11 protein-coding genes are annotated in these 14,203 nt (G+C 45.8%); 4 read left to right on the forward strand and 7 right to left on the reverse strand.

Annotation, left to right across the window (positions count from 1 at the left end):
* Window positions 1-108: 108 nt before the first annotated feature.
* From R7M92_RS23220 to R7M92_RS23245, 6 genes are all read right to left on the reverse strand, one after another.
* Window positions 109-1,035, reverse strand: coding sequence for a LysR substrate-binding domain-containing protein (locus tag R7M92_RS23220; protein WP_005392445.1), 927 nt, complete (start codon window positions 1,033-1,035; stop codon window positions 109-111).
* A gap of 247 nt (window positions 1,036-1,282) precedes the next feature.
* Complete coding sequence (locus R7M92_RS23225; RefSeq protein ID WP_213968276.1) at window positions 1,283-2,647, reverse strand: TrkH family potassium uptake protein; 1,365 nt, start codon at window positions 2,645-2,647, stop codon at window positions 1,283-1,285.
* Between the two features lies 1 nt (window position 2,648).
* Window positions 2,649-3,302, reverse strand: coding sequence for a potassium channel family protein (locus R7M92_RS23230; protein ID WP_005375180.1), 654 nt, complete (start codon window positions 3,300-3,302; stop codon window positions 2,649-2,651).
* 151 nt (window positions 3,303-3,453) lie between these two features.
* The gene (locus R7M92_RS23235; RefSeq protein WP_318134419.1) at window positions 3,454-4,152 is read right to left on the reverse strand and encodes a response regulator transcription factor; all 699 of its coding nucleotides are present in this window, start codon (window positions 4,150-4,152) and stop codon (window positions 3,454-3,456) included.
* Window positions 4,149-5,183, reverse strand: coding sequence for a DUF4118 domain-containing protein (locus tag R7M92_RS23240; RefSeq protein ID WP_318134424.1), 1,035 nt, complete (start codon window positions 5,181-5,183; stop codon window positions 4,149-4,151). The genes R7M92_RS23235 and R7M92_RS23240 overlap by 4 nt, the downstream gene beginning before the upstream one ends.
* Before the next feature lie 237 nt (window positions 5,184-5,420).
* Window positions 5,421-7,274 carry an ABC transporter ATP-binding protein gene (locus R7M92_RS23245; protein WP_042521744.1) on the reverse strand — a complete coding sequence of 618 codons (1,854 nt, stop codon included), beginning with the start codon at window positions 7,272-7,274 and terminating at the stop codon, window positions 5,421-5,423.
* Window positions 7,275-7,419: 145 nt separating this feature from the next.
* Between R7M92_RS23245 and R7M92_RS23250 the strand changes: the two genes are divergently transcribed.
* The 4 genes from R7M92_RS23250 to fhuB are packed head-to-tail and all read left to right on the forward strand — an operon-like array spanning window position 7,420 to window position 13,243.
* The gene (locus R7M92_RS23250) at window positions 7,420-9,522 is read left to right on the forward strand and encodes a TonB-dependent siderophore receptor (RefSeq protein ID WP_213886478.1); all 2,103 of its coding nucleotides are present in this window, start codon (window positions 7,420-7,422) and stop codon (window positions 9,520-9,522) included.
* Window positions 9,523-9,573: 51 nt separating this feature from the next.
* Entirely contained in the window at window positions 9,574-10,359 is a 786-nt protein-coding gene (locus R7M92_RS23255) for an ABC transporter ATP-binding protein (RefSeq protein ID WP_005383893.1), read from the forward strand.
* Window positions 10,350-11,279, forward strand: a complete 930-nt coding sequence (locus tag R7M92_RS23260) for an iron-siderophore ABC transporter substrate-binding protein (protein WP_167415887.1) — start codon at window positions 10,350-10,352, stop codon at window positions 11,277-11,279. The genes R7M92_RS23255 and R7M92_RS23260 overlap by 10 nt, the downstream gene beginning before the upstream one ends.
* Window positions 11,276-13,243, forward strand: a complete 1,968-nt coding sequence (fhuB, locus tag R7M92_RS23265) for a Fe(3+)-hydroxamate ABC transporter permease FhuB (RefSeq protein ID WP_047103935.1) — start codon at window positions 11,276-11,278, stop codon at window positions 13,241-13,243. The genes R7M92_RS23260 and fhuB overlap by 4 nt, the downstream gene beginning before the upstream one ends.
* 95 nt (window positions 13,244-13,338) lie before the next feature.
* Here fhuB and R7M92_RS23270 read toward each other — a convergent pair whose 3' ends face one another.
* Window positions 13,339-14,187 (reverse strand): mechanosensitive ion channel family protein, encoded by an 849-nt coding sequence (locus tag R7M92_RS23270; RefSeq protein WP_005375171.1) that lies wholly within the window; start codon window positions 14,185-14,187, stop codon window positions 13,339-13,341.
* Window positions 14,188-14,203 lie beyond the last annotated feature (16 nt).

Raw genomic sequence — 14,203 nt, forward strand, 5'->3', positions numbered from 1 at the left:
CTTTAAAATACAAAACGCCCGATGAAGTACATCGAGCGTTTTAGTTAAAAAGTGTCAACCCATATCAGGACGGGTCACCAAACTCTGTTATTTTCTCTGCTTATTGATTTAAGCTAAGCCTCGATCACCTACCTCATCTGGCAACTGATGCAAAAGCCATTCTCTAAAACGTTTGACGCTGGCTGGGATTAAACCTCTATTTTTAGGTTCAAGCATAGAAAAATTGGAAGGTGTTGAAAGCACGTGTTCGACTGGCCTAACCAAAGCGCCGCTTTGTAAATAGTCGTCCACTAATGAGCCCCAGGCTAACGCGATGCCCTGACCATTAATTGCCGCTTGTAACAGCATTGGATAGTTATTGATATTCATGCGATTACGAGGCGAAATATTTGGCAATCCTACACTCGCAAACCACTGCTCCCAATTCACCCAATCTCTTTGAGACTCTTCCAGATAGAGTAACGTTTTATTGAAGATTTCTTCTGGCTCACTAGGCTGGCCGATTTTCTCTAGATAAAGCGGGCTACACACAGGGAATACTTCTTCTGAGAATAGCGTTGTCACGTCCATTTCCGCAGGTGGAGTGCGACAATAAAACAAGGCGATATCGCAATCTAATCGGCGTAAGTCCAACACATTATCTGAGGCCAATATCCTTATATCGATGTCATCATGTTCATTTTGAAATTGGGCAACCTTAGGCAACAACCACAAGGCTGCCATTGCATTTGTCGTCGCAACCGTGATCTTTTGTTCGCCCTGCCACTTCTTCACTTCACCCGTGATTTGAGCAATATCGAGCAAAGATTGGCTGACAGCTTGATAATATTGAAGACCTGTAGGCGTTAAATTAATGCTTCGATTGGCTCGCGTGAACATAGCCTTGCCTAAGTATTCTTCTAATTGTCTAATTTGGCGACTGATAGCACCTTGGGTCACGTTTAGCTCGTCAGCGGCTAACGTAAAACTCAAGTGCCGCGCCGACGCTTCAAACGCAACGAGGCTATTTAAAGGAGGGAGGGGTTTGATTTTCATGTATCTTCCAGTAAGGCAGTATTGTAATTATTTTTATTCCCGGCAATCTTATGTTGCACGTGGATAATGCCATTCTGGACAACACCTCAAAAACGACAATTTATAAATGATAAAAAATAGAGATGAATCATAAATTGTTGTGAGAGAGACTGCCGTATACAGTTTCGTGGCTACAACGAGCACAAAAAGAGGAGCAGTTACTCCTCTTTTGCCTAGCCTTTTGCTCACTTTCTTCGAGTTAGCCCATCTACCCTATTGCCAGTTTAGTACTCGCGTAACGCGCTTTTTTCTTTCTTGGACTGGCTAAGAAGTACGCTAATGTAAGAGGCCCTAATCGTCCCATAAACATCATGAAGATGATCACTAACTCACCTGGTTCGGACAAACTGCCCGTTAAGCCTCGCGATAACCCAACCGTACCCAGTGCCGAGACCGCTTCGAACGTAATATCTAACATAGACGCTTTCTCTGTCAGTAACAGCGTGAATATGGCAAACCAAGTCACCCCCACCGAGATCAGAGTCAGCGCCAATGCCTTGCTGATGGTCTCTTTGGGAATCTCGCGTTGAAAGGCATAGGTTGCTTCATCGCGACGCAAATAGCTGTAAGTTGCCAAGACCAATACCATAAATGTCACAACTTTAATGCCACTTGCCGTACTCAATGATCCACCGCCGATAAACATCAACACCAGAATGATCGCCGTTGTGGCATCTTCCAACTGATCGATAGCTAAAGTGTTGAACCCTGCCGTTCTTGGCGTCACCGCTTGAAACCACGATGCCCACCATTTCCCTGCTTCGCTCAACGGGGCAAGCGTGTTGGGGTTATCATATTCAATCAGATAAATCGCGATAAGTGCCACCACGTTAATGATCATCGTGCCTAAGATCATCATTCGACTGTAAACGGTGAGTCGATGCCAACGGCGATTGCGTTTTAAGTCAATCCAAACCGAGAAGCCTAAACCACCAATAATGAACAAACTGGTAATGGTGAAGTTAACGACCGGGTCGTCCACGTAAGGCATTAAGCTATCGGCACTCAACGCAAAACCTGCATTGTTAAACGCACTGATGGTGTAGAAGAAACCATGGAACAAACTGGTTTCCCAGCCCAGCTCTTCACTCCAATAAACGCTCAAAATAGTGAAACCAATAAGTTCAACGAGCAGAGCGAACATCAATACAGATTTAGCAGTGGCAATGAGTGTCGATGAATCAGTCTGGTTGAACGCCTCTCTCGCGACTGCTCGCTCCAAAAAGCCAATTTTTCCGCCCAGAGCCAGCAAGGTCACGATAGCAAACGTCATCAAACCTAGGCCACCACATTGAATCAGGAAAGCAATAACCACTTGCCCAAAAGGCGTAAACGCCGTGCCCGTGTCCACCACAACTAATCCCGTCACCGTAATGGCCGATGTTGCTGTAAACAGGCTTTGAATCCAAGTGATGGGCTCTGTGGTGGCAATCGGCAGTTTGAGTAAGACCGAGCCGAGCATGATCAAGCACGCAAAGCTGAGGCTAAGTATTAATGGCGGTGCGCCCAACAATTTTTTGCCCGCTTTGGTTTTTCGCTCGATGGGGATAATAGAGGGATGCCACAAAACCATGTTACACCAACCTTGGAGCGACGTATTTCAGCTCAGCGCGACTACCACAAAGCAACAGCGTGTCGAACTCATTAAGCACAAACTCATCATTGATATTGGTGTAGACGGCTTCTTCGCGCTTCACCAAGATAGGCTGAATGTTGTAACTGCCTCGGCTGATCAACTTAGAAAGCGGCGTATCGTGCAGATTGGATTTAACGTGGATTTCCACCACATACAAGCCATGCCCCATTTCCAAATAGTTGTTCACCATCGGATAGTTGAGTGCCTGCGCGACTCTTACGCCCATCTCCTCTTCCGGATGAATAATGCGTTGTACACCAAGCTTAGACACGATGGTATGGTGCGCTTTGGTGCTCGCTTTGACCCAAATGGATTTCACACCCAGATTTTTCAGCGCCAGCGTACACAACAAACTGGCTTGCATGTCTTCGCCAATCGCCACCAACACCACATCACTGTTCGCTAACGCTAACTCTCTGAGTGCCCCTTCGTCTGTTGCGTCACATATGACCGCTTGCGTTAACTCTTCGACGTATTTTTCGACGATTTTCGGGTCGCTATCCACCCCCGTTACGGTGTGTCCAAGATGAATAAGTTCTAAGCTAGCGGCAACGCCAAATCGCCCTAAACCAATTACTGTAAAGTGAGCCATATCAATCCCTAACTGTGTTTTATGTATAGAAAATGCTAATGCGTTAAGGGCTAGGCTGATTTTCCGTCACGAAAAATAGGCAACACGAATCCTGTTCGAGTGCCGATAACCAGCACTAAACCTTGGCATTAACGTTGATTAAATTTGGAATTTAGTGGTGCTTGGACGTCTCAAGCACTAAACGATAACCCAGCCCCGGCTCGGTTTTTAAAAGTCGCTGTTCGTCAGCACTATCGTTCAGTTTTTTGCGTAGTTGACTCACTAACACGCGTAAGTAGTGAGTGTCTTCAACATGACTTTTTCCCCAAATCACCGCTAGCAAATGAGTTTGCTCAATGAGTTTTCCCGGCTTGAGAATCAACTGTTCAATGAAAGAAAATTCTTTCTTGGTGAGTGGAATTTCCCTCTGATCCAACCAAAATTGGTGGGTGCTTTTGATGATTTTGACTCGGCCAGCCACCAGCTCATCAGCGATGGATTTCTCATCCACCAAATCTCGAACCAGCACTTTGATGCGCGCGATGAGCTCTTTTACGCCAAAAGGCTTGCTCAAGTAATCATTCGCGCCCGCTTCTAAAAGGCGGATTTTTTCCTCTTCTTGATCGCGAGCTGTCAGCACTAGCACTGGCGTTTTATAGGTCTGACGAAGCGTAGTGAGAAACTCCGCCCCATCGCCGTCGGGCAAGCCTAAATCTAGCAGAATGACGTGCGGCGAATGCGCTTCGAAACACGCTTTGGCTTCTGAAATGGTACTCGCGCCAATGTAATCAAACCCTTCAGCAGACAGCGAAATTCGAATAAAGGTATGAATGCGAGGCTCATCGTCCACGACTAAAACTTTGTAACTCACGCCTGCTCTGCTCCTTGATTGAGTGGAAGTCGAATGCGGATCAGCGTCCCTTCTGATACTGGCATAGATTGAATATATCCTTGGTGTGCGGTGATGATGCCTTTGGCAACCGCGAGTCCCATTCCGGTGCCTGAATCTGCCGATTTGTTGTTCGCGCCGGAATAGAAAAGGCTGAATATTTTTTCCGTATCTTCAGCTTTGATGCCAATCCCCATGTCCCGAACATCAATCACGCACGACGAACCCTGCTTAGAAAGTGAAACCTCAACAGATTCATTCTCTGGTGAAAATCGCATGGCATTATCCAACACATTAAAAATCGCTTGTTCGATGAGCGAACGACTTACTGATAAATAACCAACGGAATCATCCATATTCATGGACACTTTCTCGGTGTAATTTGGCAAACGAGAAACCGCATCCCGAACAATATCTGCAATCAACTCATCTTTTTTGGTAATTTTTAATGTGCCGTGCTGGAGCTTAGTCGCCTGTAAGAGGTTCTCGATATATTGATGCAAGCGATGGCTTTCTGAAGTCGCACTGTCGAGCAATTCTTTACGCTCTAAGTCATTGAGCTTGGGCATGTACTCGTTGAGTGTGGTCAATGTTCCAATAATGGTTGCCAGCGGCGTGCGTAAGTCATGGGACACCGATAGCAGGATGCTGTTTTGCAGCTTGGTTTGTTTTAACTCGCCCTGCTGGCGACGATAAAGATCCGCAAAGGTGCTGGTGATAAATGCCACCACCATAAACACGACTAAGTTAAAAATGTCTTCCGGACGAAACATCTGCAAAGAGTAACGAGGCGTCGTGAAAAAGAAGTTGAAGCTCAACGCTTCGATCACCGCCGCCGCATAAGCGAATCGCGAGTTGCATTGAAACGCCACTACCACGACCGCTAACTGTAAAATCAGCAGGACTGCGGCTGTAGAGCCAAACAGTTGGTCTAACAACCATGAGACGACAACCGCGCCAACAATCACGGTAGTAGAAAAGAGAAAGGTGTTATCTCGCCATTGAACAAACATAAAATACATCAACCAAAATTCGATGTAGAAAACTTTAGCAAAAGCCCATTCGGAGTTCGCGTAAAAAAAGCGTAAAAAATTCAATAACGACAGTGAGTTATAAACATAATCATCATTAAGTTGGCCTAACTCAATGAATAATCACAAGTTAACGTTGCCCATTAACGCCAACTTACTCGGTATAAACGACAGACACAAAAAAGAGGAGCATTTGCTCCTCTTTCGTGTGGCGTCATATTAGATGACTTGCAGTTGAGCATCACCTTGCTCAGACAAAAAGCCGCCGGTTTGATGCTTCCACAACTGAGCGTAAACACCACCCAATTGCAGCAGCTCGTAATGCGATCCTTGCTCAATGATTTTGCCGTCATCCATTACAATCAAACGATCCATCGCGGCAATCGTTGATAAACGGTGAGCAATCGCAATCACTGTTTTTCCTTCCATCAGAACTTCAAGGTTTTCTTGAATTGCCGATTCTACTTCTGAATCAAGTGCAGACGTTGCTTCATCCATGATCAAAATTGGCGCGTTTTTCAGCAGCACGCGAGCAATCGCCACACGTTGACGCTGACCACCAGACAGCTTCACACCGCGTTCACCCACTTCAACGTCATAGCCAACGTTACCTTGCTCGTCTCGTAGAGATTGAATGAAATCATGAGCATGTGCTTTCTCAGCAGCTGCGATAACGGCATCCATTGAAGCATCTGGATCACCGTAAAGAATGTTCTCTTTAATTGAACGATGCAGCAAAGAGGTGTCTTGCGTGATCATACCGATGTGTTGGCGAAGCGACTCTTGTTCAACTTGAGAAATGTCCTGTCCATCAATACAAATCTTACCGCTATTTACGTCGTAAAAGCGCAGCAACAAGTTGACCAACGTGGATTTACCTGCCCCAGAGCGACCGACAATGCCGACTTTTTCGCCCGGTTTGATAGTCAGGTTCAAGTTCTCAAATACCGCCTTCTCGTCACTGTAGTTAAAACCTACGTGATCAAAGCAGATCTCACCTTGGGAGATTTGCAAAGGCTTAGCATTTGGTACGTCTTTCACTTCAACATCGTTTGAAATCGTATTAATACCGTCTACTACTGTACCGATGTTTTCAAACAGTGCGCTAACTTCCCACATGATCCACTTCGACATACCTTGTACGCGCAATGCAATACTGATGGCAATCGCAATAGCACCAATTGTTACAGCGTGATCTAGCCATAGATAAACCGAAATGGCACTAATAGACATCAGCAGCAAATAGTTGATGGCATCCACACTAAACAGTAAACAAGTCACCATGCGCATTTGGCGGTAAACCGTCACCAAAAATTGCTTCATGCTGCTTTCTGCGTATTCCAACTCTCGTTGCGAGTGCGCGAATAGCTTTACGGTAGATATGTTGGTGTAAGAATCGACAATGCGCCCAGTCATTACAGAACGAGCATCCGCTTGCTCCGTCGCTACTTGTTTCATTTTAGGGATAAAGTAGAACTGGATAACCGCGTACATTCCTATCCAAATCACAATAGGTAACATTAGCAAACCATCGGCTTCTCCCATCATCCAGAGCATCGAAAGAAAATAAACGCTGATATAAACCAGTACATCCACCAGCTTCATGACCGTTTCTCGTACCGCTAACGCACTTTGCATCACTTTGGTCGCAACTCGGCCTGCAAAGTCACGCTGGAAAAATCCAACCGCTTGTTTTAGCAAGTAACGGTGAATCAACCAACGGATAGACATCGGGTAGTTACCCAATAACGTTTGGTGCATCACCATTGAGTGGACAAAACCGAGAGCTGGCATCACAACCGCCACTAAGAACAGCATCATTAGCATGCGATCACCCTGGTCTTGCCAGAATGTTGCGCGATCTTGATTAGAGAGAATATCGACGAGCTCGCCCATATAACGCAACAGCGTCACCTCAGTAATGGCAATAAGCGCACTGAACACAGCCATAACGAGTAAAGGGGCTTCAAAGCCACGAGTGTAAAAACGACAAAAGCCAAATAGCGTCTTCGGTGGCTTTTCGGTTTCCATCTGGGGAAAGGGTTGGGTCAGCTTTTCAAACCAATTGAACATAACAATGACTTTAGGTACCGCGAATGAATTTGCGAACGTTTTACTATCTTTTGATACAAAAGTCAGTAAAATACCGAAACAAAAGCTCAAATGATAATAATTACAATTAAGCTTAGCGTTAATCATAATTATCGGGAATAGATTTATGCAAAAGAATAACTCACTGACCATCGCTATCCGCAACGCGTTGGTTTGTGCTTTAGCACCTACTGCAGTGGTTGCATTCACAGCACAAGCTCAAGAAGACGTCGTACAAGATGACGTGATTGCCATGGAGACCATAACGGTCACCGCGCAAGCACTTAAAGTAGAAACCCCTGCGGCAGAAACGCCGCGTAGCGTATCTATCATTTCTGAAGATGAACTTCGTGTTCGTGCACCGAAAAAACTAGATGAAGCATTACGCTACACGTCTGGTGTAACCGCTCAACCTTATGGCGCAGACAACGACACTGATTGGTTCAAAGTTCGTGGATTTGATGCAGCGACTTACCTAAACGGCAACCGCCTATTCCGCGATGGTTACTACACATGGTTGGTCGAACCTTACGGCCTAGAAAGTGTAGAAGTCGTTAAAGGTCCATCGGCTATTCTGTTTGGTGAATCGGCACCAGGCGGTATCGTGAATGCTGTTCAGAAAAAACCAACGTTTACGCCTCAAGGCGAAGTAAAAGTCGAAGTTGGCAACAACCAACACCAATCCGTAGGTTTTGACATTGCTGACGAAGCAAACGACGCAGGCACTGTGCGCTATCGTTTGGTTGGCTTGATGACAAGCCAAGATGGTGAACTGGACGGCACAAACAACGAGCGTTTCTACCTAGCGCCAAGTGTCGAGTTCGACATTTCTGACCGTACAATGCTGACCGTTTTGGCAACTTACCTTCGTGATGACGGTGTACCAACTAACCCATTCTTCCCAGCAGCAGGTACTCTGATTGGTTCTAACTTTGGCAAAATCGATCCTTCGACTAACCTTGGTCAGCCAAACTACGATAAATACGAACGCACGCAGTTTTCTCTGGGTTACTTACTAGAGCACGACATCAATGACACGTGGTCACTCTCGCAAAACCTCAACTACGGTTCGAATGAGTTGTACTTGCGCAGCTCTTACGCGTTCTCAAACAACGATCCAGCGAGAGAAGAATTAACGCAAGGCATCGTATTCCGTGACGGAAAAAACCAGAGCATCACGTTCGATAACAATGCTGTCGGCAACTGGATGACAGACAACGCAGAGCACACAGTGCTTATCGGTATGGATCTGCAATTCCACAAAACCGATGGCGACGAGCAAGACAACTATGCATTTGGCACTATCAACCCGTGGAACCCAGTTTACGGCAACTTCACCCCTCTTGATCCTGCCAACAACGTGAAACGTGAGATTGAGAAATCTCAAGCAAGTCTCTATTCACAATACCAATTGAAACTGCATGAACAGTGGATTGGTAACATAGGTGCTCGTTACGACTGGGTGAAAACAGAAAACTCTGGCAAAGGCGCTACCGTTGATCAAAGTGAATCTCGTGATGATGGTCAGCTCTCTCTAAGTGCGGGTGTGATGTACCTTGCAAACAATGGCCTGTCACCTTACGTAAACTACTCTCAGTCGTTTGAAGTGATCAGCACTATTGATGCGGCAACCAATGAACTTTACAAACCGCTGGAAGGCGAGCAAGTAGAAGTGGGTGTAAAGTATGAGCCAAGCTTTATGGATGGCTTTATCAACCTTGCATGGTTCGACATCACGCAAAAGAACGCGTTGGTCACAAACCCATCAACATGGATTGCGACACAAACAGGTGAAGTGACATCTCAAGGTGTTGAGCTAGAAAGCACGGCGCAGCTAACCGACGATCTAAAACTGATGGCAAGCTACACCTACACTAAAGCGAAAACAGATGAGAGCTTTGGCCAAGGTAAAAAACAAGCCGCACTTATTCCTGAGCACCAAGCTTCTGCATGGGTAGACTACAGCGCCTACAGCCTGATTCCAGGCCTCAATATCGGTACTGGTGTGCGCTACGTAGGTGAGTCAAAAGATAACCCTAAGAGCTCGAACCTAACGGTTCCTTCAGTCACTCTTTGGGATGCGTCAGTCACTTACGACATCACTTCACAGTGGCAAGCACAGCTAAACGTGAACAACATCCTAGATAAAGAGTTTGTTTCAGGTTGCGATTACTGGTGTTACTACGGCCAGTCTCGCTCTGTTATGCTAAACGCAAACTACCGCTGGTAATTGTACTTCTACTCCCCTCTATTGAGGGGAGTTTTCTCCTAAGAGCCATCCATGTTTCAACTGTCTAATATTGAGATCGTGCGAGGTGGACGTCAGATCCTCGGCATCGAACAACTTAACATCCCAACAAATGAGCTAACGGTCGTTTTAGGCCATAACGGTTCAGGTAAGTCGACACTGGTGAACCTGCTTTCTGGTCAAATGCCACCAGATAAAGGCACGGTAACACTAAACGATACTTCCCTTTCATCACTCAAAACCAAAGAGTTGGCAAAACAGATCGCCTATTTGCCACAAAAGCTGCCCTCTTCAGCTGGTTTAACGGTCGAAGAGCTAGTGCGCTTAGGTCGCTTTCCGTGGCGTGGGGCACTTGGTCGTTGGAAAACTGAAGACAAACAAATCATCACGCAGGCTATGGAACGAACAGGAGTTACACCTTTTGCTCAAGCTTTGGCGGATGACTTATCGGGCGGCGAGCGCCAACGCGCTTGGGTGTCTATGCTACTGGCTCAACAATCGCCAATTTTAATTCTCGATGAGCCAACCTCGGCGCTCGATGTTCACCATCAGTTTCAACTAATGGCGCTGCTGGCAGAACTGAATCGAACCGAGAATGTAGGCATTATCGTAATCCTGCACGATCTGAACTTAGCCCTGCGCTACGCCACCCACATTGTTGCGCTCAAAAAAGGTAAAATTGCCTTTGAAGGCAACGCCGACATGTTGTTAGACGAGGCACGCCTTTCTAAACTATATGAGTCACCAATTAAGCTGATTGAGCACCCAAGCCCGGCTAACACATTAGCGAGCCAAAAGGTGGCTGTTGTATGCGCATAATAGCTCGTTTACTTACTGTGGTTACACAATCTGCTTTTCTCCTCGTATTTTTTATGACCAATGCACATGCAGTCATCACCGTTACCGATGAATATGGTGAGCATAGTTTTGAGCAAGCGCCTCAACGCGTTGTTGCCTTAAACTGGGACATCTTAGAACAAGTTTTGGCGCTAAACGTAGAACCAATCGCAGCCCCAAATTTACCAGGCTACCGCCAATGGGTCGTCAATCCAACCGCACCAAAGTCAATTGAAGATATTGGAACCCGAGCAGAGCCCAACTTAGAAAAAATAGCCAGTTTAAAACCAGATGTCATTCTTGCTGCGTCTCCACAGCAAGACTTGATTCCGTTACTCAAACAAATTGCTCCGGTAATCTATTTACCTAATTTTTCTGAAAATGAGGCCGCAGCTGAAACGGCCATTCGTCACTTTCGTACGCTCGGCAAGCTATTCAATAAAGAGGCACTTGCTGAACAGAAATTGGCAGAATTAGATGCTTCATTTGCGCAGATGCGCCAGCGAATTCGCCACTATTACTCTGCTCCACTCAGCGTTCTTGTGATGCGATTTTCAACCCCGAATACTGTATTACTTGCAACCGAAAACTCCACCACTGACTACGTGGTTAGAAAACTGGGATTACAGGCTCCAATTAAAGAGGACCCACGTGCGTGGGGAGTAAAGCAAGATCGAATCAATCGGCTTCAGAGCCTTCAAAACAGCTACGTTCTCTACGTACAACCTTTCCCAGAAGAACGAAAACTGAAAGAGTCGCCACTTTGGCAAGCGATGCCGTTTGTGAAAAAGCAGCGGGTAAATTCAGTCAGAGCAGTGTGGGCGTATGGCGGTGCCATGTCTTTGCAATACACCGCTGAAGCGATTACCGACAGTCTAATAGAGTTGGCACCAGAGCAATGAGAACGAAACATTATATTGGTTATCTGGCGCTGATTACGTTACTTAGCGTCTTTAGCCTACAAATTGATACTAATTTATCACTTTTCGAACAATGGCAATTATTAACAAAACCAGAGGTAGCAACCGAGTTTCGTGATGTATTCTTTACGCAAGCGCAGCTTCCTAGGTTAAGTATGACCCTGCTTGTTGGTGCCATGCTTGGTCTCACCGGCAGCTTAATGCAGCAATTAACGCAGAATAACCTCACCTCGCCGTTGACTCTTGGCACCTCTTCTGGTGCTTGGCTTGCATTAGTCGTGGTAAACATTTGGTTCGTCGATTGGGTAGCCGATTACTCTGCATTAGCCGCAATGGTGGGGGCTTTAGTGGCGTTTGGCCTGATCGTATCAATTGCCGGCGTGCGTAATATGACAGGTTTGCCGCTGGTCGTTTCGGGGATGGTGATCAATATCTTGCTCGGTTCTATCGCCACAGCCATTATTATTTTAAACGCCCAGTTCGCACAGAATATTTTTATGTGGGGAGCAGGAGACCTCTCTCAATACAGCTGGGATTGGTTTGAGTGGTTGTTACCTCGCTGCGCTATCGCAATCGTAATTTTGATCGTCGCACCACGTATTCTGACCTTAATGAAACTAGGACAAGAAGGCGCAGCAGCCCGAGGCTTAGCGGTATTACCCGCGTTTGGTGCATTAATGGTGATGGGTATTTGGCTGGTATCTGCCTCAATCACCGCAGTTGGCATTATCAGCTTCATCGGATTACTGACACCCAATATTGCCAGAGCGATGGGAGCAAGAACACCGCGCGACGAATTGATCAGCAGCATGCTTTTGGGCGCAATGCTACTAATCATCACAGACTCTGCCGCTATCTCGCTGAGCTTATGGTTAGAGGAAACCATTCCTAGCGGCGTAGCGGCTGCAGCTATTGGCGCTCCCGCTTTAATTTGGTTTACTCGTAAAAAACTGACGGCAACCGATCAACTTAACCTTTCAATGAGCCAAGGAAAAACGGCGCTTTCTAAACGCGCGGTATGCAGCATTGCGCTATTCAGTCTGGTTGGGATTCTAGCTTACTCATTCGTTACCCATGGTATAAACGGAATTCAATGGTCTGTGCCAGGTGAGTTCCAATGGCAATTGCGTTGGCCGAGAATGTTAACCGCACTTTCTGTCGGTATTGCGCTATCCGTTGCCGGAATCATTTTGCAACGCATTGTTTATAACCCTCTGGCAAGTCCCGATATTCTCGGTGTGTCTTCCGGAGCCACGTTTGCCATTATTACGACAGGAGTCATCGCTGGGTCGCTTCTCTCCGCATTTAGCTGGGGTATCGCTTTTTTCGGAAGTATGTCCGTATTGATGTTATTGCTGATTATCGGTAAACGAAGCCATTTTAATCCATCTAACTTCGTGTTGTCCGGCATCGCACTAACGGCACTATTAGAAGCCCTCGTTCAATTTTCGCTAGCTCAAGGTTCTGGTGACAGTTACAAAATTTTATTGTGGCTAACTGGTTCTATTTATCGAGTCACAGCCGACACCGCACTGATGCTATGTTTGGCCATAATAGTTCTGCTTGCCGCTGTATTCTCGATTTCTCGTTGGCTAACACTAATTTCCATCGGGCGACAATTCTCAAATGCACGAGGGCTTAACCCTACCGTAGCCAATACGCTTATGCTCACCATCGTTGCTTTGTTATGCGCCTTTTCTACCGCTACAGTTGGTCCAATATCTTTTGTTGGCTTGGTCGCTCCCCATATGGCGATGATGTTAGGAGCAAGAAAAGTGAAAGAGCAACTGTGTGTCGGTGCCTTAATTGGCGCAACCCTAATGTTGTGGGCAGATTGGCTAGGACAAATCGCTATTTATCCAAGTCAGGTCGCAGCTGGCACGTTGGTCGCTATTATAGGCAGCACTTACTTCCTATTTTTAATGCTGAAGAGTAAATTCAGCTAAGTTGGGAACATTGTTACAGCCTAAAAATACGCTAAGAAAAACAAACCCCGCTATTTTGATAGCGGGGTTTGAAATTAAAGGCGAAGTACGATGCTCTATTCTTCTCGCACTACAGGAAAACGTTGCTCATAAAGTTCCATAAAGTCCTTACGAATTAAGTGCTCTAAGTGGTTCGCTTTATCGGTTGGACAGAAAATCATCACGTGCAGAATTTGTTCACCATTAATGTTACTAGAAATATGCATATGTGGCTCAGAACCAGGAAGGTCAACACCGGCATGTTTTTCAATCATCGCATTGTAACGATGTGCAACATCAGCAAAGTAACTGCAATGTTCTTCAATTTTATCAGTTAAAATCGGTAACAGTGGATACAAATTGACGAAGTCTTTCACCACTACAGAAAAGTTGTGGTAAACGTACCGCTTCATGAAGTTGAGGTTCTTTACTGGATAGGTAAAGAACATACTATTAGGCAATGTCGCTGTTTTGCCGGTGTAATGATATTGCCCATGATGCAGGTCGATCTCTTGAATCACCGTCGCCATCATATTGTGCTCAATCACTTCACCACACAACTTTCCGACCTCAATCCAGTCTCCAACGCGAAAAGAACGCGAACTTGCTCTTTGAATCGAACCCGTAAAACACAAAATGATTTCTTTGGATGCCACTACAATGGCAACGGCAATCGCCGTTACACTCAGAGCAAACTCGTTAATTTCTGATTGCCATAAAATAAATAAAATCAGTAATGTAACAGCAAAGGTGCCATTTTTAGTTCTGGACATCCAACTACGCTGATCTTCTGAGAGAAAAGCGTGATCACCACGAATCATCGATAAAATTGCACGACGAATTAACCACATAATCGCAAAGATCAGTGCGGTAAAAATCAATTTATGAGTGAGAAGAAAATCGACAACTAACTGCACTTTCTCCATTCCACGGCTCCCTCGA

It is taken from the genome of Vibrio sp. Vb2880 (assembly GCF_033337975.1).
Classification (GTDB): domain Bacteria; phylum Pseudomonadota; class Gammaproteobacteria; order Enterobacterales; family Vibrionaceae; genus Vibrio; species Vibrio alginolyticus.

Coding starts and splice junctions, on each gene's coding strand:
- R7M92_RS23220 (WP_005392445.1), bottom strand. CDS start 1,035: ATGAAAATCAAACCCCTCCCTCCTTTAAATAGCCTCGTTGCGTTTGAA.
- R7M92_RS23225 (WP_213968276.1), bottom strand. CDS start 2,647: ATGGTTTTGTGGCATCCCTCTATTATCCCCATCGAGCGAAAAACCAAA.
- R7M92_RS23230 (WP_005375180.1), bottom strand. CDS start 3,302: ATGGCTCACTTTACAGTAATTGGTTTAGGGCGATTTGGCGTTGCCGCT.
- R7M92_RS23240 (WP_318134424.1), bottom strand. CDS start 5,183: ATGTTTGTTCAATGGCGAGATAACACCTTTCTCTTTTCTACTACCGTG.
- R7M92_RS23245 (WP_042521744.1), bottom strand. CDS start 7,274: ATGTTCAATTGGTTTGAAAAGCTGACCCAACCCTTTCCCCAGATGGAA.
- R7M92_RS23250 (WP_213886478.1), top strand. CDS start 7,420: ATGCAAAAGAATAACTCACTGACCATCGCTATCCGCAACGCGTTGGTT.
- R7M92_RS23255 (WP_005383893.1), top strand. CDS start 9,574: ATGTTTCAACTGTCTAATATTGAGATCGTGCGAGGTGGACGTCAGATC.
- R7M92_RS23260 (WP_167415887.1), top strand. CDS start 10,350: ATGCGCATAATAGCTCGTTTACTTACTGTGGTTACACAATCTGCTTTT.
- fhuB (WP_047103935.1), top strand. CDS start 11,276: ATGAGAACGAAACATTATATTGGTTATCTGGCGCTGATTACGTTACTT.
- R7M92_RS23270 (WP_005375171.1), bottom strand. CDS start 14,187: ATGGAGAAAGTGCAGTTAGTTGTCGATTTTCTTCTCACTCATAAATTG.